The sequence below is a fragment of the Pseudomonas sp. Irchel 3A5 genome, from assembly GCF_900187575.1.
Lineage (GTDB): Bacteria > Pseudomonadota > Gammaproteobacteria > Pseudomonadales > Pseudomonadaceae > Aquipseudomonas > Aquipseudomonas folii.
Map to the genome: position 1 here is coordinate 1 of NZ_FYDU01000025.1, position 22,884 is coordinate 22,884.

15 protein-coding genes are annotated in these 22,884 nt (G+C 57.9%); 8 read left to right on the top strand and 7 right to left on the bottom strand.

The window, feature by feature from the left end; all coding sequences use genetic code 11:
• Nucleotides 1-242 precede the first annotated feature (242 nt).
• On the bottom strand, nucleotides 243-524 hold the full coding sequence (locus CKW31_RS28255; protein WP_095102261.1) for a type II toxin-antitoxin system RelE/ParE family toxin: 282 nt from the start codon (nucleotides 522-524) through the stop codon (nucleotides 243-245).
• Nucleotides 514-759, bottom strand: a complete 246-nt coding sequence (locus CKW31_RS28260) for a type II toxin-antitoxin system Phd/YefM family antitoxin (RefSeq protein WP_095102339.1) — start codon at nucleotides 757-759, stop codon at nucleotides 514-516. Before CKW31_RS28260 ends, CKW31_RS28255 begins: the two co-directional genes overlap by 11 nt.
• 175 nt (nucleotides 760-934) lie before the next feature.
• Here CKW31_RS28260 and hrpA point away from each other — a divergent pair, with 175 nt between their 5' ends.
• The 4 genes from hrpA (at nucleotide 935) to CKW31_RS28280 (ending at nucleotide 12,706) form a co-directional block, all read left to right on the top strand.
• Nucleotides 935-4,846, top strand: coding sequence for an ATP-dependent RNA helicase HrpA (hrpA, locus tag CKW31_RS28265; RefSeq protein ID WP_095102263.1), 3,912 nt, complete (start codon nucleotides 935-937; stop codon nucleotides 4,844-4,846).
• Nucleotides 4,847-5,150: 304 nt separating this feature from the next.
• Complete coding sequence (locus CKW31_RS28270; RefSeq protein WP_095102265.1) at nucleotides 5,151-6,272, top strand: beta-ketoacyl-ACP synthase III; 1,122 nt, start codon at nucleotides 5,151-5,153, stop codon at nucleotides 6,270-6,272.
• 162 nt (nucleotides 6,273-6,434) lie between these two features.
• Nucleotides 6,435-11,414, top strand: a complete 4,980-nt coding sequence (locus CKW31_RS28275) for an NEL-type E3 ubiquitin ligase domain-containing protein (RefSeq protein WP_095102267.1) — start codon at nucleotides 6,435-6,437, stop codon at nucleotides 11,412-11,414.
• A gap of 170 nt (nucleotides 11,415-11,584) precedes the next feature.
• Nucleotides 11,585-12,706, top strand: a complete 1,122-nt coding sequence (locus tag CKW31_RS28280; protein WP_095102269.1) for a GNAT family N-acetyltransferase — start codon at nucleotides 11,585-11,587, stop codon at nucleotides 12,704-12,706.
• 342 nt (nucleotides 12,707-13,048) lie between these two features.
• On the opposite strand, the gene CKW31_RS28285 is transcribed toward CKW31_RS28280, so the two are convergent.
• From CKW31_RS28285 to CKW31_RS28300, 4 genes are all read right to left on the bottom strand, one after another.
• The gene (locus CKW31_RS28285; protein WP_095102271.1) at nucleotides 13,049-14,881 is read right to left on the bottom strand and encodes an ABC transporter ATP-binding protein; all 1,833 of its coding nucleotides are present in this window, start codon (nucleotides 14,879-14,881) and stop codon (nucleotides 13,049-13,051) included.
• A gap of 112 nt (nucleotides 14,882-14,993) precedes the next feature.
• On the bottom strand, nucleotides 14,994-15,560 hold the full coding sequence (locus tag CKW31_RS28290; protein WP_027902946.1) for a peptidylprolyl isomerase: 567 nt from the start codon (nucleotides 15,558-15,560) through the stop codon (nucleotides 14,994-14,996).
• A gap of 127 nt (nucleotides 15,561-15,687) precedes the next feature.
• Nucleotides 15,688-16,476 (bottom strand): alpha/beta fold hydrolase, encoded by a 789-nt coding sequence (locus CKW31_RS28295; protein ID WP_095102273.1) that lies wholly within the window; start codon nucleotides 16,474-16,476, stop codon nucleotides 15,688-15,690.
• A 13-nt stretch (nucleotides 16,477-16,489) separates the two neighbouring features.
• Nucleotides 16,490-17,413, bottom strand: coding sequence for a LysR family transcriptional regulator (locus CKW31_RS28300; protein ID WP_095102275.1), 924 nt, complete (start codon nucleotides 17,411-17,413; stop codon nucleotides 16,490-16,492).
• Nucleotides 17,414-17,472: 59 nt separating this feature from the next.
• Here CKW31_RS28300 and CKW31_RS28305 point away from each other — a divergent pair, with 59 nt between their 5' ends.
• The 4 genes from CKW31_RS28305 (at nucleotide 17,473) to CKW31_RS28320 (ending at nucleotide 21,367) form a co-directional block, all read left to right on the top strand.
• Entirely contained in the window at nucleotides 17,473-17,787 is a 315-nt protein-coding gene (locus CKW31_RS28305) for a 3-phosphoglycerate kinase (protein WP_095102277.1), read from the top strand.
• A 338-nt stretch (nucleotides 17,788-18,125) separates the two neighbouring features.
• On the top strand, nucleotides 18,126-18,725 hold the full coding sequence (locus CKW31_RS28310; protein WP_095102279.1) for an FMN-dependent NADH-azoreductase: 600 nt from the start codon (nucleotides 18,126-18,128) through the stop codon (nucleotides 18,723-18,725).
• 255 nt (nucleotides 18,726-18,980) lie between these two features.
• A complete protein-coding gene (locus tag CKW31_RS28315; protein WP_095102281.1) occupies nucleotides 18,981-20,195 on the top strand; it encodes an aldose 1-epimerase family protein in 1,215 nt (404 codons plus the stop codon).
• A 311-nt stretch (nucleotides 20,196-20,506) separates the two neighbouring features.
• Complete coding sequence (locus CKW31_RS28320; RefSeq protein WP_095102283.1) at nucleotides 20,507-21,367, top strand: EamA family transporter; 861 nt, start codon at nucleotides 20,507-20,509, stop codon at nucleotides 21,365-21,367.
• 88 nt (nucleotides 21,368-21,455) lie between these two features.
• Here CKW31_RS28320 and CKW31_RS28325 read toward each other — a convergent pair whose 3' ends face one another.
• Entirely contained in the window at nucleotides 21,456-22,709 is a 1,254-nt protein-coding gene (locus tag CKW31_RS28325; protein ID WP_095102285.1) for a mechanosensitive ion channel family protein, read from the bottom strand.
• Between the last annotated feature and the right edge of the window lie 175 nt (nucleotides 22,710-22,884).

Genomic DNA, 22,884 nt, shown 5'->3' on the forward strand with positions numbered 1-22,884 from the left:
TGAGTAATTCAATTCAACGACCAGGCGAATAGCCTCGGCTTTTTCTTCGGCTGTAACGACCCGAAATCCCATGATGCTTCCTTAGGTTGATACTCCTACATCATGGTCCATAAATATTGAGCCACAATAAGGGTTGCTGTTGGAGCGAGGCTTGCCCGCGAAGAACGATAACGCGGTGCTTCTGACCTACAGAGTCCTCCTACAGGGAGTTGCATTTCTCCATTGCGGCCGCGATATGGCGTCTATCTATTTTTAGCTGCCGCATAGGCCTCACTACGCTCTCGCTTCCCAACCGCCACAACAGTAACAACCACCCGATTATCTTCGACCCGATACACCAGTCGATAACCTGCGCTGCGCAGCTTGATCTTGTAGTGGTCCGGCATGCCATGCAGAGCGTCTGCCGAGATTCTTGGCAGGCCGAGTCGCTCTCGAAGCTTCTTCTTCAACTGGTCACGAATTGTATGGCCCAGCTTTTCCCACTCTTTCAATGCTGATGGCAGAAACTCAAGCTTAAAGGTCATCAATGTCCACCGGCATGGGCTTCTCATGTCGGCGCGACTTAATAAGGTCGGCTAGGTCAAGGTCATCAAGACGCTCCATCATCGCCTCGAATATTTCTGCCGGAACCATATACCCCATCACCTTGTTGTGGTTAAGGACCGCGACAGGCAATCCGTGGGCACCGCTCAGTACGGCGGAAGGATTTTTCTTCAGTTCGGATACGCTGACCGCAATATCCGCCAAAATATTTTGCATGATTTGGTACTCCAGTTTGGTCGATATTTTGGTCTTTATCCGGTCTTTGTGCAACAGGGTTAATGATTCCTTGCCTCTGATAAATTCCTTCATTCGATAGAGACGGTCGTCACAAGTAACCTTGATCTGCGACAATCCCCGCCTTTGCACCTTTCAAAAAGACCCTGCGCACCTGATGACCGATCAAACGCCCTCGATTGACCAACTCCTGAAGAACCTCGACCACGCGATGATCAGCGATCGTCATCGCTTGCGCCGCCAGTTGCATGAGCTGCGCAAGAAGCCCGATGAGGCGAAGCTGGCGCAGTGGGTGGCGAAGGTGCAGGCGTCGTGTGCTCAGGTGACGGCGCGGCGTGAAAGCGTGCCGGTGATTCGTTACGACGACAGCCTGCCGATTGCCGCCAAGCGTGACGAAATCAAAGACGCACTGCTGAAGCATCAGGTGCTGATCATTGCCGGTGAGACCGGGTCGGGTAAAACCACTCAGTTGCCAAAGATCTGTCTGGAAATCGGTCGTGGGCAACACGGTCTGATTGGCCACACCCAGCCACGTCGAATCGCGGCGCGCAGTGTCGGCAGTCGCGTCGCGGAAGAGCTGGGAACGCCATTGGGCGCGCTGGTCGGTTACCAGGTGCGGTTCGAAGACCAGAGCGACAGCAGCACCCTGATCAAGCTGATGACCGACGGTATTCTGCTGGCCGAAACCCAGCATGACCGCTTTCTTGAGCGCTACGACACGATCATCGTCGACGAAGCTCACGAACGCAGCCTCAACATCGACTTCCTGCTCGGTTACCTGAAAACCTTGCTGCCCCGTCGCCCGGACCTGAAAGTCATCATCACGTCGGCGACCATCGACTTGCAGCGGTTTTCCGAGCACTTCAACGACGCGCCTATCGTCGAAGTTTCCGGTCGGACGTTCCCGGTGGAAACCTGGTATCGCCCGTTGACCTCCCAGCAGGACGAAGAGGGCAACAGCGTTGAAGATGACCTGACGGTTGATCAGGCGATTCTGGCGACGCTGGACGAGCTGGCCGCTTTCGAACGCAGCGAACGCAAGAGCCCCGGCGATGTGCTGGTGTTCCTGCCCGGCGAGCGTGAAATCCGTGACGCTGCAGAAATGCTGCGCAAGGCGCAGCTCAAACACACCGAGATTCTGCCGCTGTATGCGCGCCTGTCGCCTGCCGAGCAGCAGCGCATATTCCAGTCACATCCAGGACGGCGTGTTGTACTGGCGACCAACGTCGCGGAAACTTCGCTGACCGTACCGGGCATCCGTTACGTGATCGACACCGGGACCGCGCGCATCAGCCGTTACAGCTATCGCGCCAAGGTTCAGCGTTTGCCCATCGAGGCCGTTTCCCAGGCCAGCGCCAACCAGCGTAAAGGTCGTTGCGGCCGGGTCGAGCCGGGCCTCTGCGTGCGGCTGTACAGCGAAGAAGATTTCAACGGGCGACCGGAATTTACCGATCCGGAAATCCTGCGCACCAACCTCGCCGCGGTAATCCTGCAGATGCTGCATCTGCGCCTGGGCGAGATCACTGACTTCCCATTCATTGAGCCACCAGACGGCAAAGCCATCAGCGACGGCTTCAATCTGTTGCAGGAGCTGTCGGCGGTTAATCGCGAAAATCAACTGACGCCGCTGGGCCGCCAGTTGGCGCGCTTGCCGGTGGACCCGCGCATGGGGCGCATGTTGCTGGAAGCAGCAAAGCAGGGCAGTTTGCAGGAAGTGTTGATCGTTGCCAGCGCCATGTCCGTGCAGGACGTGCGCGAACGTCCGCCAGAGCGTCAGCAAGCGGCGGATCAGGCTCACGCCCAATGGAAAGACGCCGACTCGGACTTCGCCGGGCTGGTCAATCTGTGGCGTGGTTTTGAAGAGCAGCGCCAGGCCTTGACCGCCAGCCCGCTGCGCAACTGGTGCCGTCGCAACTTCCTCAATTACCTGCGTCTGCGTGAATGGCGCGACGCCCATCGGCAATTGGGTCTGATCTGTCGCGACCTGCAACTGACGGTCAACAAAGAGCCCGCCGACTACCCGAAATTCCACAAGGCGATTCTCTCCGGCTTGCTCAGTCAGATCGGGCAGAAAGCCGACGAAGGCGATTACCTTGGCGCACGGCAACGGCGCTTCTGGATTCACCCGTCGTCCGGGCTGGGCAAGAAGCGTCCGCAATGGTTGATGACCGCTGAACTGGTGGAAACCACCAAGCTCTATGCGCGGATGGTCGCCAAGATTGATTCCGACTGGATCGAGCCGCTGGCCGGGCATTTGATCAAGAAGAACCACTTCGAGCCGCATTGGGAAAAGAAGCGCGGCCAGGTCGTGGCATTTGAACAGATCACCTTGTTTGGCCTGATTGTGGTCGGTCGTCGGCCGGTGCACTACGGACCGATTGATCCAGTGGTGTCCCGCGAGCTGTTCATCCGCGAAGGGCTGGTGCGTGGCGAGATCAACTCTCGCGCCAAGTGCCTGAGCGCCAATACCCGGTTGCTGGAAACCCTCGACGAGCTGGAAGCCAAAGCGCGCCGCCGTGACATTCTGGCCGACGAAGACACGCTTTACGGCTTCTACGAAGCACGAATTCCTGCCGAGATTCATCAAGCCGCGACCTTCGATCACTGGTACAAGACGGAAAGTCAGAAGAACCCGCAATTGTTGATCATGCGTGAAGAGGACGTGTTGGCCCGCGAGGCCAATGAAGTCACCGCGGCGTACTACCCGGATACCCTCAAACTGGGCGATCTGACCCTGCCGCTGACCTATCACTTCGAGCCCAATCATCCTCGTGATGGTGTGACCGTGCGTGTGCCTGCGCCGTTGTTGCTGTCGTTGCCCGCCGAGCGCCTGGAATGGTTAGTGCCGGGTTTGCTGGAAACCAAGTGCATCGCGCTGGTCCGCAACCTGCCCAAGGCGATTCGCAAGAACTTCGTGCCGGTGCCGGACTTTATCAAGGCCGCGTTGCAGCGCATTACCTTTGGCGAAGGTTCTTTGCCTCAGGCGCTGGGCCGCGAATTGCTGCGTATGACCGGTGCGCGAGTCAGTGACGAGGCTTGGGCTGAAGCCGCGCAGCAGCTCGAAAGTCACCTGAAAATGAATCTGGAAATTGTCGACGGCAATGGCAAATTCCTCGGCGAAGGCCGTGAGCTGGACGAATTGACTGCACGCTTCGCCGAGGCCAGTCAGGCTGCTTTGGCAGTGCCGCAGTCAGCGAAAAGCCAACAGCCGGTGGAAGCGAAAGTCTTCGCGCCGGTGGCGGAAAAAACCCAGCAGAATATTGCCGGGCTTTCCATGACGGTTTACCCGGCGCTGGTGGAAGAGTCGGGCACGGTCAAGGAAGGGCGCTTCTCGACGTCCGCCGAAGCCGAATATCAGCATCGCCGTGCCTTGCAGCGTCTCCTGCTGCAGCAACTGGCAGAACCGGCCAAGTTCCTGCGCAGTAAGCTGCCGGGGCAGACCGAACTGGCATTGCTGTATCGCGAGTTGGGACGCATCGACGCGCTGGTCGAAGACATTCTGCTGGCCAGCCTTGACAGCTGCGTGCTGGAAGGCGAGGACAATTTGCCCCGTGACGGTGCCGGGCTGCTGGCATTGGCCGAACGCAAGCGCGGCGCATGGACAGAACACGCCGAACGTCTGGCGAAGCTGACTCTGGATATTCTCAAGCTCTGGCACGGTCTGCAAAAGCGTTTCAAGGGCAAGATCAATTTGGCCGAGGCGGTCGCGCTCAATGACATCAAGTCCCAGCTGGGGCAGTTGGTCTATCCGGGCTTCGTTCGCGAAACCCCGGCGCAGTGGCTCAAAGAGCTGCCGCGCTATTTGAAAGCCATCGAAATGCGTTTGGAGAAACTTCCGGGTCAGGTTCAGAAAGACCGGGTCTGGAGCATCGAGCTCGCCGGGCTTTGGGCCCAATACCAGGCCCGCGCCAGCAAACACGCCCAGGAAGGCAAGCGCGACCCGGAGTTGACCGCCTATCGCTGGTGGCTGGAGGAATACCGCGTATCGCTGTTCGCCCAGCAACTGGGGACCAGAATGCCGGTGTCCGACAAACGCCTGAGCAAGCAGTGGTCGCAGGTGGAGGGGTAGGCCGTTCAAACGGATGTCTGTAGGAGCTCACGAGCAACGCGAGGCAGCGATGACGGTGTGTCAGGCAAATCGCGATCGCTGCCTCGCGGTGCTCGTGAGCTCCTACAGGTCTTCTGTTCAAACTCCCCAATATAGGGGCCGATATGGCACACTTCGGCTCTTGAACCCCTGAGCGTTGCCAAAGCTTGTCCGCACCAAGGGTGTTTTACCGTTTTGCATTGGTACGTCGGTCCACAAAAAAAGTGGGCCGCCGCCATGCCCGAGCAGGTCGTTACCTGCATTGATCAATAAGAGAGGAACGACCGTGCACAACGTCGTCATCAGCGGCACAGGCCTGTACACCCCGGCCAACAGCATTTCCAACGAAGAGCTGGTGCAGTCTTTCAATACCTGGGTTGCTCACTTCAACAGCGAAAACGCTGCCGCCATCGAGCGTGGCGAAGTGGAGGCGCTGACGGAATCCAGCGCCGCCTTCATCGAAAAGGCCTCGGGTATCAAAAGCCGCTTTGTCATGGACAAGGACGGCATCCTCGACCCGCACCGCATGAAGCCGCGCTTGCCCGAGCGGTCCAACGATGAATGGTCGATCCTCTGCCAGATGGGTGTTGCTGCCGCTGAACAAGCCTTGCAACGTGCGGGCAAAACCGCTGCCGATGTCGACGGTGTCATTGTTGCCTGCTCGAACCTGCAGCGTGCTTACCCGGCGATTTCCATCGAAATTCAGGCAGCATTGGGCGTTCAGGGTTTCGGCTTTGACATGAACGTCGCCTGCTCGTCGGCAACCTTCGGTATTCAGGCGGCAAGCAACAGCGTGCAACTGGGGCAGGCTCGCTCCGTATTGGTGATCAGCCCGGAAATCTGCACGGCGCACCTCAATTTCCGTGATCGCGACAGCCACTTCATCTTCGGTGACGCCGCCACCGCTGTGCTGGTTGAGCGTGCCGATCTGGCCACGTCGGCGCATCAGTTCGATATTCTCGGGACCAAGTTGCTGACCAGCTTTTCCAACAATATTCGCAACAACTTCGGCTTCCTCAACCGTACGGCAGAAGAGGGCGAGGGCGCGCCCGACAAACTGTTCGTACAGGAAGGCCGCAAGGTGTTTCGTGAAGTCTGCCCGATGGTCGCCGAACTGGTGGGCGCACACTTGCAGGAAAACAGCCTGAACGTCAGCGATGTGCAGCGCTTCTGGCTGCATCAGGCCAACCTCAGCATGAACCATTTGATCGTCAAAAAACTCCTGGGCCGCGATGCCTCGGTCGAAGAAGCACCGGTGATCCTCGACACTTATGCAAACACCAGCTCGGCGGGTTCGGTGATCGCGTTTCACACCTATCAGGATGATCTGCCAAGCGGCGCGCTAGGCGTACTGAGTTCGTTTGGTGCGGGTTATTCGATTGGCAGCGTGATTCTGCGCAAGCGTTGATCGTATTGGCCGAATCGACATTGCTAGCGGGTCATAGCCCGTTAGCAGGTCAATGCCGCTGGCACCTCAAAAAAAAGCTGATGTGATACATGGCTATCTCACCGGCTTGAATCCGATCAATACCTTGTATGGCTTCCTAGCCAGTCATACAAGGTACTCAATATGTCTGCCAATCAAAGCCAGACCCATGAACCACGCAGCGATTCTCTACCCTTCGACTCGGGGCATCTGAACCAGCAATTGCTCAAGACACGCCTGCCAGCCTGGTTTTATAACGCGCCGCGAGAGCTGCGCGAAGCCTTGCGGCGAAGTCTGTTACAGGGCCAGTTTTCTCGCCGGGCCGTGGAACCACTACGCACCAGGCTCCTCCCCGTAGAGCAGTTTGCCAGGCCTTTGCTGGAGCAGGCGCTGTACAAACGCTTCAACGTGCAACTGGACGTCACCGCTCACCAACTGGTGACTATGCGCTACGAAGAAGTGTCGCCTCTACGACGACTCGCGCCCTTCAAACAAACCTTGCTGGAGGCGGCGTTACACAACTTCGAAGAGTCTGAGGCCAACCCCGGTTATTTTCAGCCGGGTTCGGCGCTGCTGCCGGTTGATGGCCTGCAACTGCAGTTGGTAGAGGGCACGGGGACCAAGGGGACCGCTCCTCGTTTCAGGTATGAATATAGGGGCGTGCTCGCTATCAAGCCGGAGCCGTTCGCCGAGCTGTGTCACGGCCTGGACCTGGGGGGCAAATATCAGGCTCATCTGGATAGCGTGTTCAAACCTGTGCCCAGCTCAGGCCAAACCCGGGAGGCAGCGGCACAGGCGGTTGCCGAAGCGTTCATGAACTGTGAGCGTGATGCACTGGAAGTATTGGCACACATCGCAAGAATGAAAAAACACCTCAGTGCAGCGGCCTGGCAAATGCTCCAACAGATGGTGAAAACCAATGGCGAGCCGCGTTGGGACGGGCAGCCAGTACGATATCGCCAGTTGCACATGCTCGGCGACCGGACCTTCGAAGGCAGCCCGCTGTACGGCGCGTTACTGATCGAGCTGGATATACCTGACGTCGAGAACGGCCCGTGTGTGGTGTACATGCCGGGCGAACCCGAGCATCCGCTCAAGGAATATCCGTCACTGATGGCGCTGCTGGTGGTGCTGCGGCGCAAACTTCTGGACAAGGAGTACCAGCAGTACTTCCGCCGATTCGTCAGTCTGCGTCACAGCCAGCATTTTTTCACCCGGCTCAATGAGCGCCTGACGCCCCTCAGCCGGGTAGAGGGCAGCAGCCTGCTCAAGCCCCTGTATGAATATCGCTTCAACCCGGCTGCTGATCTGGCGTTAGAGGCCCAGGACGTCGGTCAGCCCCCTTTCGAAATGCTTTATGAGCATCTGCGCAGCAAGACGTATGACGATTCGCGGCGGGTTGCCGTTCCATCACGCGACGAAGACCAAAATGCGCGTCAGCGACGAATGCAATATTTCGAATCGCAAGGCCTGAACCTGCTCAATGTCATGGGTTTTTTCGTTCCCGTACTGGGTGAAGTGATGAGCGTCCTGGCTGCGGGGCAGTTATTGCACGAAGTCTTTTTTGCTGTTGAAGAGTGGCGCCATGGAGACCTCAACGAAGCGTTGGATCATCTGTTCGAAATTGCTGAAAACCTCGCGAGCGTTGCGGTATCGGGCGCGGCGACGGGTATCAGGCCGCAGCTTGAGCCCTCGGGATTCATCGAAAGCCTGACACCTGTGACGTTGCGCAACGGTCAGACTCGGCTCTGGAAACCCGAGCTGACACATTTCGCCCATGAGATTGCCCTGCCTGCCGGGTTGCCGGCCGATTCTCATCGCCGTATTGAAGCGCTGGGTAAAACCTGGCTGACGCTGGCGGGGCGTCACTATCGGATTGAATTGGACGCCGCTCTGCAGCAATGGCGCGTCAGGCATCCTCATGACATCCAACGCCACGGCCCTGTGGTTGAACACCATGGCGGTGGCTGCTGGCGCAGCGAGTTTGAGAACCCTTTGGGCTGGGATGAGATCACGGCGTTCAGGCGGCTGGGGACTGCCGAGCAATCCTTGACTGATGAAGGCATGCACAACGCGCTGAACATAACTGGTGCTGATGAAGCGTTGGTGCGTCAGGTGCATGTGGAGAGGATGCGGTCGCCCGCGCTGCTCAATGACTGCGCACAGCGTCTGTTGATTGATCAGCAGATTGACCATTGCATCCAGGCCATGCGGAGCGGCCACCTTTACCAGGTTGTCACGCCCAACATCGAGCCCTGGATCAAGCTACTGGCAGGTGCACCCCGTTGGCCGACAGGGCGCGCGTTGCGCTTGATTGATACGCAAGGCGCTGAGGTGGCCAGGTGGGGCGTAGTGAACGAGGCAGCGTCCTCGGTGATCGATATCACGTGGCAATCGGGTGGCCTGGACACCTTGCTGCGCACCGTGGCCGATGGGCTGGAACCCCATGAGTTGCAGGCCTTGCTGGACACTCGCATGACGCAGACAACTGTGTGGGTTCAACGACTGGCCAGTTACCTGGCTCAGTGCGCCGAAATGGACCGGGCCCAGCTATTGGAAGACATCTATGCCGTGCCAAACCGCTCCAGCGACCCACACGTGAATGTGGTGCAACGGGACTTCCAGACGGTTCCTGTTGTGGTTGCCAACGAACTGCTCAGCACTGCCAACACTGTGCAGTTGCAACGCATGACTGAGTCAGGTCGACTGCCGCTGGAAATTGCAGAGCATGCTCGGGAGTATGTGCAGCAATTACGGGTAAACCGCACCAACGAAGGATTTTACCTGGAGGCTACGGCCAACCCGGATACCGCCAAAGTGGGCCTGCAATTGCTTGAGCATTTGCCGGGCTGGCCGGGGGGCATCGCCATTGAATTGCGCCAGGACAGCGCTGCGGGTGAGTTGCTCGACAGTATGGGCAACCATCAGACCGCTCAGGTACAACTGACCATTGCCAAAACCTCGTCAGGTTATCTGTGCCTGGGCGGTGAGGGGACTCCTGATGCTCTGTTTTTCGATGCATTACTCAGGGCGCTGCCTGACTCGGTGCGCAGTCGTATCGGTTTGTCGTCCACTGCAACCGAGCAGCATCTACGCAGGTTATTAGGCGACCTGGCCGTGACCCGGCGCGAAACAGTGGCAGACATTCTCGATCTGCAAGCGATCAAACCAGGCTTTAAATGGCCTTTGCGTCTGGCCGATGGTCGTGTGGGGTACCCGTTGAGCGGTCGCTTGCGCGGCTTGTTCAATCGGCTTGGATTAGCGGCATCGCGCTACAGTCCCGAACTTGCAGTGAAAAGTCTGTTCCCCCGGTTTACCGACGAACAGGTCAGCGCATTCCTTGCCGACCTACGCCGCGAGCACCTGGGCTCATCCGCACAACTGAACCTGTTCCTGAAGCAGCGCCTCGATGAAATGGCGGCCGAATACAAGGTTCTGAAAACGACCCTGTCTAGCTGGGTCGATGAAATGCCCACTTCGTCCTCGATGCACTCGGCGAGAGTCGTGGCGGCGGATCGTCTGCGCCGTTGCTGGACCCGGATTGGCACGTTAATGCATGGCGAGGGTGGCGAAGTCCTCGGCTATAGTCTTGACCTCTGTGACCTGACGATAGGCCGACTCCCAAGGATTTCCGCCCGCTTCGACCACGTGGCATTTTTGACCCTGAAAAATACCTACCTGACGAACGCTCAGGTTGACGTATTCCTTGGCCTTTTCAAAAATCTGGTTTACCTGAGCTTGCAACGCAATCGCCTCTTCACGTTGCCAGCCGCTGTCGGCGGACTGAGTCGCCTCAAGCGATTATGGTTGAGCCACAACCCCCTGACGCTCAATGCCGAAAGTCTCGGGCATCTGCAGCGCCTGCGCCAACTGCATTTACTGGATCTCAATTACTGCCCTCTGGACCCCAATGTGAGTTTTGCCGGGATCCACCCGTTGCGCTGTCTGCTATTACGCTCGACCGGCATCAATTGGGTGCCTGAGCATGTGTTGGACTGGCCTGAACTGACCGAACTGGACCTGCGCGAAAACCAGATATCCACCTTGTCTCTGGATGTTTTGCGCAGGTTGGACCGCGTGGGACTGCGTGCACGACTCCATGACAATCCTCTGAGTGCGGTGACGCTGGAGCGAGCCGATAACGCATTGGGCGCCTATGCTCAAACCCGTCTGGGCTTGAACAACACACGGCGCCATGCCTCGCTGCTGTTGCCGACCGATACGCCATGGTTTGTCCGCGTTGAGAACAACGTGCCGCAGACACGCCTCCAGCAATGGATTGATTTGGCGACAATTCCGGAGTCTTCGGACTTTTTCCGGATTCTGAACGATCTGGCCCTGTCCGCCGACTTTGTCGGACACCGTGAGGCGCTCATCCAGCGGGTATGGGGGCTGCTTGATGCTGCGTCCGCCAATAGTGAGTTACGCGAGCAGTTGTTCAGCTTTGCGGCCCATCCGCGAACCTGTGGTGACGGCATCAGCATCATTTTTAGTGAGCTGGAAATCCAGGTTCTGATCTTTAACATCAAGACGTCCACGTCCAGAGCCAGGCAGCCTGTGCAACTGTTCAAACTGGCCAGAGGCCTTGATCGTCTGGATGAGCTGGAAAAGATCGCTCAAGCAGATATTGCTGCCCGATTACTCAGGGGGGAAACCGTCGATCAGGCCGAAGTCAGGCTTGGATATCGAGTGGGGTTGGCAAAGGCGCTGGAGTTACCGGCTCAGCCCCGCAGTATGCTTTTCAGTAACCTGTCAGGTGTGACCCCGGCCAGACTTGCCATAGCGCAGCGGCAAATTCTCGACAGAGAGCGCACGTCGGCGTTCATGCAGTCACTGATCGAGCGCGATTTCTGGATGGACTATCTGCAAGAGCATTTCGCAGCGAAGTTTGCGTCGGTGAAGGACCCCTTTGTGGAAAGAATCGTCGCGCTGGATAGTCGTGAAGAATCACTCCTGTCTGATCAGCAGTATCTGGACGAAGTGGCAACCATCACCCAAGAGCGCCGTGAGGCTGTTGAGGGTCTTGCGATAAGGTTGTCTGAGGCTGTTGCGGATCAGGTCCTGGAAGAGGCAGGGGTACAAAGCGTTGTTCGCTTGGCTGAGCCCGCTACGGCGCAGGAGTAAAAAACAGCCCGGCCTTGCCCTGGCGAACGGATGATGGGGATCGCCAGGGCAATGTCGAGCTGTCAGACGTCTGTAAGCCCCGAGCTAGAGCCTTTGTGTGGGCAGTGGATGAACATTGTCGACTGATGGGGGATACTGCTGCGTCGCTCGATCCAGTTGGGGAAGTCCGTATGCCCGTCCAGATATCTACCCTTGAAAACGTCGTGCCTGCCCAATGGGACGCACTGGTTCCGGGTGGTCAGCCGTTCGTGCGCCATGCCTTTCTCAGTGCGCTGGAAGACAGCGGCAGCCTCGGGCCGCGCTCTGGCTGGCAGGCTGAACACCTGCTCAATTACCAGAACGGTGAACTGGTTGCGGCAATGCCCGCTTATCGCAAGTGGCACTCCTATGGTGAGTACGTGTTCGATCACAGTTGGGCCGATGCGTGTCGTCGCGCGGGCATCGCGTATTACCCCAAACTGCTGGTGGCGGTGCCGTTCAGCCCGGTGAGTGGCGCAAGGATTCTGTCGGCGTCGCCTGAGGCCGGTATTGAATTGCTCAACGCGGTGCCCGGACATCTCCAGGACCAGCAGCTGTCCAGTGCACACGTTAATTTCACCGATCCCTTGGCCGATGCGTTTCTGGACGAGCAGCCTGGCTGGCTGCAGCGGTATGGCTGCCAGTTTCATTGGCAGAACCGTGGCTACCGGGATTTTCAGGATTTCCTCGACGTGCTGAGTTCGCGCAAGCGCAAGCAGATGCGCAAGGAACGTGAGCAGGTGGCGGGGCAGGGCATCGAGTTTGACTGGCTCGAAGGCCATCAGTTAAGCGAGCTGCTGTGGGATTTTGTTTACGCCTGCTATTCCAATACCTACGAGGTGCGCGGGCAATCGCCGTATCTGACGCGTGAGTTTTTCAGCCTGTTGGCGCAGCGCATGCCTGAGGCCATTCGGGTGGTGTTGGCGCGACAGGGCTCACGGCCGGTGGCCATGGCGTTCAGCTTGTTGGGCGGTGACAGTTTTTACGGGCGCTATTGGGGATGTCTGGCGGAGTTCGACCGCCTGCACTTCGAGACGTGCTTCTATCAGGGCATGGACTACGCCATTGCTCACGGGCTGAAACGCTTCGATGCCGGAGCACAAGGTGAGCACAAATTGATTCGCGGCTTCGAACCGGTGATCACTCGCTCATGGCACTACTTGACCCATGAAGGGCTGAAGGACGCGGTGAGTGATTTTCTTGATCAGGAAAGGGTTGGCATCCTGGCCTATGCCGAAGATGCCAAAGGGGCGCTGCCGTATCGGCAGGTTTGATAGGCCAGACCTGTGCAAGCCGAGCGTGTGTTGTCCGCAAATGACGTGGGACCGGCTTTAGCCGGGAAAGCGATGTTTCTGACGACACATTTCAGTGATTGTCAGTGCCTCCTCTCGGCTAAAGCCGGTCCCACGTCATTGCGCCAATACCTGAAATTGCGCAGACCAAACTCGGCTCTCATCAAACAAAATGCAACCTACTGGATTGAAATGCATTTTCTGCAGGCGCTGCCGAAGGCTGCGAAGCATTCATCCTGACGCACCGCGATCGCAGCCTTCGGCAGCGCCTACAGGTCGATGTTTGCCGCGAGACAGCGCGGTGCCATGGGCACCGGGGCAGCCTCAATCAATTCCCACAAACCCACCCGTCTGATGTTGCCACAGCCGTGCATACAACCCACCGTGGGCCAGCAGTTCAGCATGGGTGCCGCTTTCAGCAATGCGGCCGTTTTCCAGCACGACCAGCCGGTCCATTCGGGCAATGGTCGACAGGCGGTGGGCGATGGCGATCACGGTCTTGCCCTGCATCAGGGTTTCCAGACTTTCCTGAATGGCTGCTTCGACTTCCGAGTCCAGTGCCGAAGTGGCCTCGTCCATGATCAGAATCGGCGCGTCCTTGAGCAGCACCCGGGCGATAGCGATACGTTGGCGTTGACCACCTGACAGCTTCACACCACGTTCCCCCACCTGAGCATCAAAGCCCTCGCGGCCTTCGGAGTCCGTCAGCAGCGGGATGAACTCATCCGCCCGAGCCTTGCGTACCGCTTCCCAGAGTTGCTCGTCAGTCGCCTCCGGTTTGCCGTACAACAAGTTGTCGCGAATCGAGCGATGCAGCAGCGAGGTGTCTTGAGTGATCATGCCGATCTGTTCGCGCAGGCTCTCCTGAGACACATGGGAAATGTCCTGACCGTCGATCAGGATCTGTCCGCCCTGTACGTCGTACATGCGCAACAGCAGGTTGACCAGCGTTGACTTGCCTGCACCCGACGGCCCGATCAGGCCAATCTTCTCGCCGGGTTTGATGTCCAGGTTCAGGCCATGGATGATCCCGTTACCGTTGCCATAGTGGAAATCCACACCGTCGAACTTCACGCCGCCCTTTTCCACGTTCAGGCGCGGTGCAGGCTTGCGATCGGTGACGCTGACCGGTTGGGAAATACTCGCCAGACCGTCCTGGACCATACCGATATTTTCGAAGATGCCGTTGACCACCCACATGATCCAGCCGGACATATTGACGATACGAATCGCCAGACCGGTAGCCAGTGCAATGGCGCCGACCGAGATCAGGGACTGGGTCCACAGCCACAGCGCCAGGCCGGTGGTGGTAACGATCAGCACCCCGTTCATGCTGGTAATCACCGTATCCATGGCGGTCACCACGCGACCGGCCAGTTGGGTTTTTTCGGTCTGCTCGACGATCGCTTCCCGGGCGTACTGTTGTTCGTAATTGGTATGAGCGAACAGCTTAAGGGTGGTGATGTTGGTGTAGCCGTCAACGATACGCCCCATGAGTTTGGAGCGTGCATCGGAGGACACCACCGAGCGTTCTTTCACGCGGGGGACGAAGTAGCAGAGCGCGGCGATATAGGCAGCAATCCACGCCAGCAGCGGGATCATCAGGCGCCAGTCTGCTTCGGCGAACAACACCAGGGCGCTGATGGCGTAGATCAACACGTGCCAGAGGGCATCCACGGCCTGAACGGCAGAGTCGCGCAATGAGTTGCCGGTTTGCATGATGCGTTGAGCGATGCGCCCGGCGAAGTCGTTCTGGAAGAAACGAACGCTCTGCTTGAGCACGTAGCTGTGGTTCTGCCAGCGAATCATGCTGGTCATGCCGGGGCTGATGGTCTGATGCACGAGCAGGTCGTGCAGACCGACGAAAATCGGTCGTAACAGCAGGGCAACCACGGCCATCCAGATGAGCTCATTGGCGTGGATGCTGAAAAAGTCTTTGTCGGGCGTGCCCTGGGCCAGATCGATGATTCGGCTCAGGTAACTGAACATCGCGACTTCGATCAATGCGCCAATCAAGCCGACTACCAGCAAGGCTGCAAAGCTTGGCCAGACCTGGCGCAGGTAGTAGATGTAAAAGGCTAGAACGGTATTGGGCGGGGCATCGGTGGGGGCGTCACGGAAGATATCGATCAGTTTTTCGAAACGACGATAGAACATTGGCAATGATGCCCACGAGTTAGGCGGGCTCTCCTTACTGAGCGGATATTCCCTTGATCGGACCGCACGAAATCAGGAATGCTTAAACTGATTTCATGCGGTGCGTCTGAGTTTATTCGACGCGCTTGGCAGACTTGATATAGATCGGGTCGAGAGGGACGTTCTGCATGCCTTGCTTGTTGCCGGACTGGGCGTTGACGATCTGGTCGACGACGTCCATACCCTTGACCACTTTGCCGAACACGGCGTAACCGAAATCGCGCACGCCGTTGTCGAGCATGGCGTTGTCGGCAGTGTTGATGAAGAACTGGCTGGTGGCCGAATTGACCTGCGAGGTGCGCGCCATGGCAACGGTGCCACGCACGTTATGCAGGCCGTTGTTGGCTTCGTTCTTGATCGGGTCTTTGGTCGGCTTCTGCTGCATTTGCGCAGTGAAACCACCGCCCTGGGCCATGAAGCCCGGGATCACACGGTGGAAAATCGTGTTGTTGTAGAAGTTGCTGTCGACGTAGCCCAGGAAGTTCGCGGTGCTGATCGGAGCCTTCTGGTCTTCGAGCTGGATTTCAATCGCGCCGAAGCTGGTGTCGAGCACGACGCGGGTCGGCTTGGCAGGTGTTGCAGCCATGAGGTTAGCGGCGAACAGCACGGAGCAGGCGGCGATGACGATTTTTTTCAGCATGGGTCAGTTGATCCTGATTGATGGTTTCGACTGCGATCGATAATGCAGACACATGAAGCGATGCAGGCTGCAAGGTAATCACGTTTGGCTTTTTTTGCCCAGCGTGAAAGCGCTTTAGGCGTTCACGTCAGGCGGGTGCGGAATCGATGAATTCCAGGGCGATACGGTTGAACTGCTCCGGGTGCTCAAGCGGTGTGGCGTGACGCGAGTCTTTGATGACCACCAGTCGCGCGTTCGGGATCAGCCCTACGTATGCCTCTTTAAGCGCGACCGGTGTGTAATCCCGATCGGCACTGATCACCAGTGTAGGGCAGGTAATGCGCGACAGCTTGTGCTCGACGCCCCAACCGACGATTGCATCAAAGCTGGCCAGATAAGCGCGTTTGTCGTTGTTCGCAAAGCGTTCGGCCATGAGGCGGCGTAAATGCGCATGCTCGGGTTTGGGGAACAGGTTGTGGCTGACCGCGTTACCCAGGGTGCGCATGCCCAGCAGCCGCGCCAGCACCCAGCGCTTGGCGTACTGCCAGACGTCGTTGGCGCTGCGCACTTTGACCTGGGGCGCACTGTTGACGATGCACAGGCTTTTCAGCAAGTGAGGATGATTGACCGCCAACTGGAAGCCGATCATCCCGCCCATGGACAGCCCGAGTACATGCACCTGGCCCAGATTGAGATGCTCGATCAGCGCTTCGACGTCGGCACTGAAACCACGAATGCTGTAACGCTCCCGAGGCTTGTCGGAGCGCCCGTGACCGCGCATGTCCATGGCAATGACACGATAACGAGCAGCAAACGCCGGGATCTGATATTCCCAGTCCCGGCAGCTCGAGCCCAGCCCATGCAGCAACAGCAGGGGTGTGCCCTGGCCATATTCTTCGTAATGCAGTGAGCAGCCATCATGTTCGAAATGGGCCATGGACAGGTCCTTGTCAGGCTTGTTGGGGGGCGGCGAAAGCGGCGGTTAGCGGCGCGGTGTCAAAGGTACGAATCAATTCGATGAGAATCTGCGTCGCGGGCCCCAGTGGTTTGTCTTTGCTGGAGTAAAGATAGAAGGTCGGGTTGCGACTGCCACCTTTGTCCATCGGCAATGCCTTGAGTACACCTTCACGCAGTTCGCGCTCGATCATGTGACGCGGCAACCAGGCAAAGCCTAGACCACTGCTGACAAAAGTCGCAGCGGTCGCCAGGCTGCCGACCGTCCAGCGCTGCTCAGCGCCCAGCCAGCCGACGTCTCGGGGTTGCTGACGGCCGGAATCGCGGATCACTACTTGCAGCTGACTTTCCAGATCCTGAAAATTCAGCTCGCGGTGCAGTTGATGCAGCGGGTGTTCCGGGTGGGCAACGGCGACGAATTCCACGCTGCTCATTTCATTGCCCAGATAACCGGGAATACTGAAACCGCTGATCGCCAGATCGGCTACGCCTTCGAGCAATACTTCTTCTACCCCTGACAGCACCTCTTCCCGCAGCCTGACTCGGCAGCCACGGCTTTGCGGCATGAATGCGGTCAGTGCGCGGACCAATCGCGCGTTGGGATACGCGGCATCCACCACCAGTCGCACTTCGGCTTCCCAGCCTTGCTCCATGTGATGGGCAAGGTCTTCGAGTTGGCTGGCTTGTTTGACCAACTGTCGGGAGCGGCGTAACAGGACGCCGCCCGCTTCGGTCAGCACGGCCTTGCGCCCGTCGATGCGTAACAGCGGCACCCCAAGCTGCTCTTGCATGCGCGCAACCGTGTAGCTAACGGACGATTGCGAACGGTGCAGCACATCGGCTGCCTGGGCGAAGCCGCCATGATCGACCACGGCCTGCAAGGTTCGCCATTGATCGAGAGTGACGCGGGGGGCTTTCATGTGATGCTCCTCTTTTGCTGCGCTTTATCCTAATCTGCAATCCCTTCTGGAGACTGCCGATGAACAGAATCTGTTGTGTGTTGCTGGCGCTGTTGCCATTGACGGTTTGGGCCTACCCCATCGAGGTAGAAAAAAGCTACGAGGGCGTTCAGGTCGACTACACCGCCCACGATACTTTTCACGACACCGGGTCCATCACCGTGAACAACTACGGCGACGTCGACGCCAGGTGCAACGTGGTATTTCGCAACGGCCCCGAAGCCCCGCGTACCCGCCGTATCACCGTCGCCGCGAAAAAAAGCACCGACGTGACCGCCAAGTTCAACCGCAGCATCATCAAGCTGCGCATCAGTCTTACCTGCAAAGCCGAGTAACCGCCAACACCCGATTTTTTGAATTGGAATGCATCCCCTGTGGGAGCGGTGCTTGCCCGCGATAAGGCTGGACGCAGTTTACTTTGGATCGCGTCCAGCCTTATCGCGAGCAAGCTCGGCTCCCACAGGGATTTGGCGCCTGAGAAAAAGTTGCAGTTCCACATCGAAACCCGCAGTTCCAATATGTGCTGCATGACAGCGTGATCCCAGAGTAAACGAGCTTTAGGACAAAACAAATTATTAGATGTTTTGTAGCAGGTTTTTACGCTTTTTAATCGATATGGCCATGTTTACTCTTCACTCCATCGAACACATCTTCTTCGTTGGAGCCATACATCATGTCCCGCGTACTCATCATCGAAAGCAGCGCCCGTCAGCAAGACTCGGTTTCCCGCCAACTGACTCAACAGTTCATCGGTCAGTGGCAAACCGCGCATCCGGCTGATCAAGTGACGGTTCGTGATCTGGCCGCAGATCCGGTGCCGCACCTGGATTCGACATTGCTGGGTGGCTGGATGAAGCCCGCCGATCAGCGCTCGGCGCCCGAGCAGGCAGCACTGAAGCGCTCTGACGTGCTGACCGACGAGCTAGTCGCAGCTGACGTCCTGGTACTCGCCGCACCGATGTACAACTTCGCAATCCCCAGCACCCTCAAAGCCTGGCTGGATCATGTGCTGCGTGCCGGTGTGACCTTCAAATACGGCGAAACCGGTCCTCAGGGGCTGCTGGTCGGCAAACGCGCCATTGTCCTCACGGCTCGCGGCGGTATCTATGCCGGTAGCAGCCTGGATCATCAGGAACCGTATTTGCGTCAGGTACTGGCATTCATCGGCATCCACGACGTGACCTTCATCCACGCTGAAGGTTTGAACATGGGCGGTGACTTCGTTGAGAAGGGCATGAATCAGGCCATCGCCAGACTGGCTCAGGTGGCCTGATCTGAAGTATCGCTGCACGCTTTTTTGAACCGACTCCCCTTGGCACCTCCCGCTCCTGGGTGCATGGCCCGATAGACCCCCGGATAGGGTGGTCATCGGGCTTTTTTCTTTGGCGCGTTGTTCCGCGGTGACTTCGTCTGAATTGCATTTCCTGTTTTCCGGCATTTTGACTAGACTCGGTTGTTAGCTGAATCGATTAATCCGATTCAGCCTGATGCTGCAGCGAATCCAATAATTCCAATAAGGACTACCCCAATGAAACCTCTTGCCTGGCTTTTCGGCCTCAGCGCAATTGCCGTCGCTACACAGGCTGCCGCGTGGGACTACGTGCTGCTCGACACCGACAAGCCCGCCCGGAATCAGCAAATCACCAGCGCCCAACTCGGGGTCAAAACCGACAAACCGTTTTCCATCACAATGCGCACCCTGCATGGCGGACGGCAGGAAGGTGTCAGCGTGATTGATATCGACAACGGCACAATGAAGCTTTCGGTGGTGCCCACTCGTGGCATGAACGTGCTGCAAGCGTCTGTGGGTGACGTGCGCATGGGCTGGGATTCGCCAGTAAAAGACATCGTCAATCCGGCCTTTATCGAACTCAATGGCCGTGGCGGCCTGGGCTGGCTGGAAGGGTTCAACGAGCTGGTGACTCGCTGCGGGTATGAATGGGTCGGGCATCCGGGCGTGGATAACGGCGAACTGCTGACCCTTCACGGCCGCGCGGCCAACATTCCGGCCAGTAAAGTGACGTTGCACATCGATGAGAAGCCGCCGTTTGCCATCCGTCTCAAAGGCGAATTGAAAGAACAGGCGTTCAAGAAGGTCGACTTCTCGGTGCAGACCGAGCTGGTGACTGATGCCGGTAGCACGCGCTTCACCCTCAACGACACGTTGACCAACAACGGTGACTACCCGAAGGAATATCAGGCGCTGTATCACAGCAACTTCAGCACGCCGTTCCTGGAGCAGGGCGCTCGTTTCGAGGCGCCGGTGAAACAAGTGTCGCCGTTCAACGAGAAGGCCAAGGGTGACCTTGCCGACTGGCAAACCTACCGTGCCCCAACCCCTGACTACGACGAAACCGTTTACAACGTGGTGCCTTATGGCGATGCCAAGGGCGAGACCCTTGCTGTCCTGCATAACAAGGGCGGTAGCCTGGGCGTGTCACTGGGCTTCAATACCCAGCAGTTGCCGGTGTTCTCACTGTGGAAAAACACCGACACCCAAGGTCAGGGTTACGTGACCGGTCTGGAGCCGGGCACCAGCTTCTCCTACAACCGCCGCTACCAACGCCCGCTGAATCTGGTGCCGACCATTGCTCCAAAAGAGCAGCGTCAGTTCCAGATCAGCTACAGCTTGTTGGCGGATAAGGCTGCAGTCGATACCGCGCTGGGCAAGGTCAAGGATATTCAGGCGGGGCGTGCGACTGAGGTGCGTCAGGAGCCGTTGGTGGATTTGAGTAAGGAGTAAGTCTGTTCAGGCGGGCAGATGTTTCTTCTGTAGCGGCGACTGCTTCGTCTTCGCCGCTGCGCTGTCTCACGGCAAGCTCGGTTCCATGTGGGAGCGGTGCTTGCCCGCGATAAGAACACCGCGATTTGTCCTCCGACCGCGCCGCCCTTATCGCGGGCAAGCACCGCTCCCACAAAAAAACCGTATTTATTCAGTGAGTTATATTTTGTTTGATAGGCACGCCCGAGCTACATGAATTGAATTTGCCCGTGCTTTATGGACACCGCTGACACCAACCCGTTAAGGTCGCCGCCTTCAACGGGGGAGCATTCATGGTTTATCTACTTATCGTGACGCTGATTCAGGCGTTTTCATTCAGCCTGATCGGCGTTTTTCTGGCAGGGCATGTCGATAGCTACTTCGCCGTGCTGATCCGCGTCGTATTGGCGGGGCTGGTATTTATTCCGCTGACTCAGTGGCGACGGGTAGAGCCGGGTTTCATGCGTGGCATGCTGGTCATCGGCGCGCTGCAATTCGGCATCACTTACGTGTGCCTGTACCTGAGCTTCCGGGTGCTGACCGTGCCGGAAGTCCTGCTGTTTACCATCCTCACCCCGTTACACGTCACGCTGATCGAAGATGCTCTCAACCGGCGCTTCAACCCGTGGGCTTTGGTGGCTGCACTGGTTGCCGTGCTGGGTGCAGGCGTGATTCGTTGGGACGGTATCGACGGCAACTTCCTTGGCGGTTTCCTGTTGCTGCAAGTGGCCAACTTCACCTACGCCGCAGGCCAGGTGCTGTACAAACATCTGGTCGCCCGCTACCCCAGTGACCTGCCGCACTACCGGCGCTTCGGCTACTTCTACCTGGGTGCATTAATCATTGCCTTGCCCGCGTTCCTGATGTTCGGCAACCCGCAACGTCTGCCGGACGCAACGGATCAATGGGCAGTGCTGCTGTTCCTCGGGTTTTGCTCCACGGCGCTGGGCATGTATTGGTGGAACAAAGGAGCGTGCCTGGTCAACGGCGGCACGCTGGCAGTGTTCAACGTTCTGCATGTGCCGGTCGGGCTGCTGATCAATCTGCTGATCTGGAATCAGGACGAGCCGCTGGGGCGCCTGGCTTTTGGCGGGGTACTGATTCTGTTGTCGTTGTGGGTTAGTCGGCTGGGAGCAAAAAAGGCAGTAGCGTAGGTTTCTGTAGGAGCTGCCGAAGGCTGCGATGGCGGAGTGTCAGAACGAATGCTTTCGCAGCCTTCGGCAGCTCCTACAGAATGATTACTCAGGTCTTCGCCAACCCCACCCGCATATCCGACCCACTCGGCTGTTGATAAACCCCCAGCCCGAAGTCCGGCAGCACCGCCAGCAGGTAATCGAAAACATCACCCTGAATGCGCTCGTAGTCGGCCCATACGGTGGTGCGGGTGAAGCAGTAGATTTCCAGCGGTACACCTTGGGACGTAGCTTCCAGCTGGCGGACCATGCAGGTCATGTCCGGGTGGATATCGGGATGGCTTTTCAGGTAGGCCAGCGCATAAGCGCGGAAGGTGCCGATGTTGGTCATGCGTCGACGGTTGGCGGATAGCGCTGCGACGTTGCCCTGAGCCTGATTCCAGGCGAGCAACTCGGCCTGTTTGCGGCTGATGTAGTCGGTCAGCAGGTGCACCTGGCTGAGCTGCTGTTCTTCGTCATCGCGCACGAAACGTACGCCGCTGGCGTCGATGAACAGGCTGCGCTTGATGCGTCGTCCGCCGGATTGCTGCATGCCGCGCCAGTTTCTGAACGACTCCGACATCAGGCGCCAGGTCGGGATGGAAACAATGGTCTTGTCAAAGTTCTGCACCTTGACCGTGTGCAGAGTGATGTCGACGACATCGCCGTCGGCGCCGACCTGCGGCATTTCGATCCAGTCGCCCACCCGCAGCATGTCATTACTGGTCAGTTGCACGCTGGCCACGAACGACAGCAACGTATCCTTGTAGACCAACAGAATCACGGCCGACATGGCGCCCAGACCCGAAAGCAGCAATAACGGCGAGCGGTCGATCAAAGTGGCAACGATGATGATTGCGGCAAAGATATACAGAATCATCTTCGCCAGTTGCACGTAGCCCTTGATCGAGCGGGTACGGGCGTGAGTGGTGCGAGCGTAGATATCGAGCAGGGCGTTCAGCAGCGTACCAATGGCCAGCGTCATGAACAGAATGGTGAACGCCAGCGCGATGTTGCCGATGACGTTCTGACCCGTCTTGCTGAGGTCGGGCACCAGGTTCAGACCGAACTGGATAACCAGCGACGGGACCATTTGCGCCAGCCGATGAAAGACCTTGTTGTGGCGAAGGTCGTTGACCCAGTGCAAGGCGGGTTGGCGGCCGAGTATTTTTGTGGCGTGAAGAATCAGAAAGCGCGCCAGTCGACCAGCGACCAGTGCAACGACCAATAGCAACAGCAGGCCAAGACTCGCATGCAGGACGGGATGTTGATCCAGAACCGCCCAGAGGTCCTGGGCGCGGCGCCATAACGATTGAATATCCATAGGTGATCTTAAAATCCGGTAGAGAAAAGCGCCGCAATTAGAACATTCATGAGCCTGGTAAAGGGTTACGTTGGAAAATTGCGTAACAAAATCAGCCATTGGTGGTAAAGAAACTCGGCTCGGGCGGCCGAAACCGTTACGCTATGCGCCGTATTTTTGTATTTCGTCGAGGTAA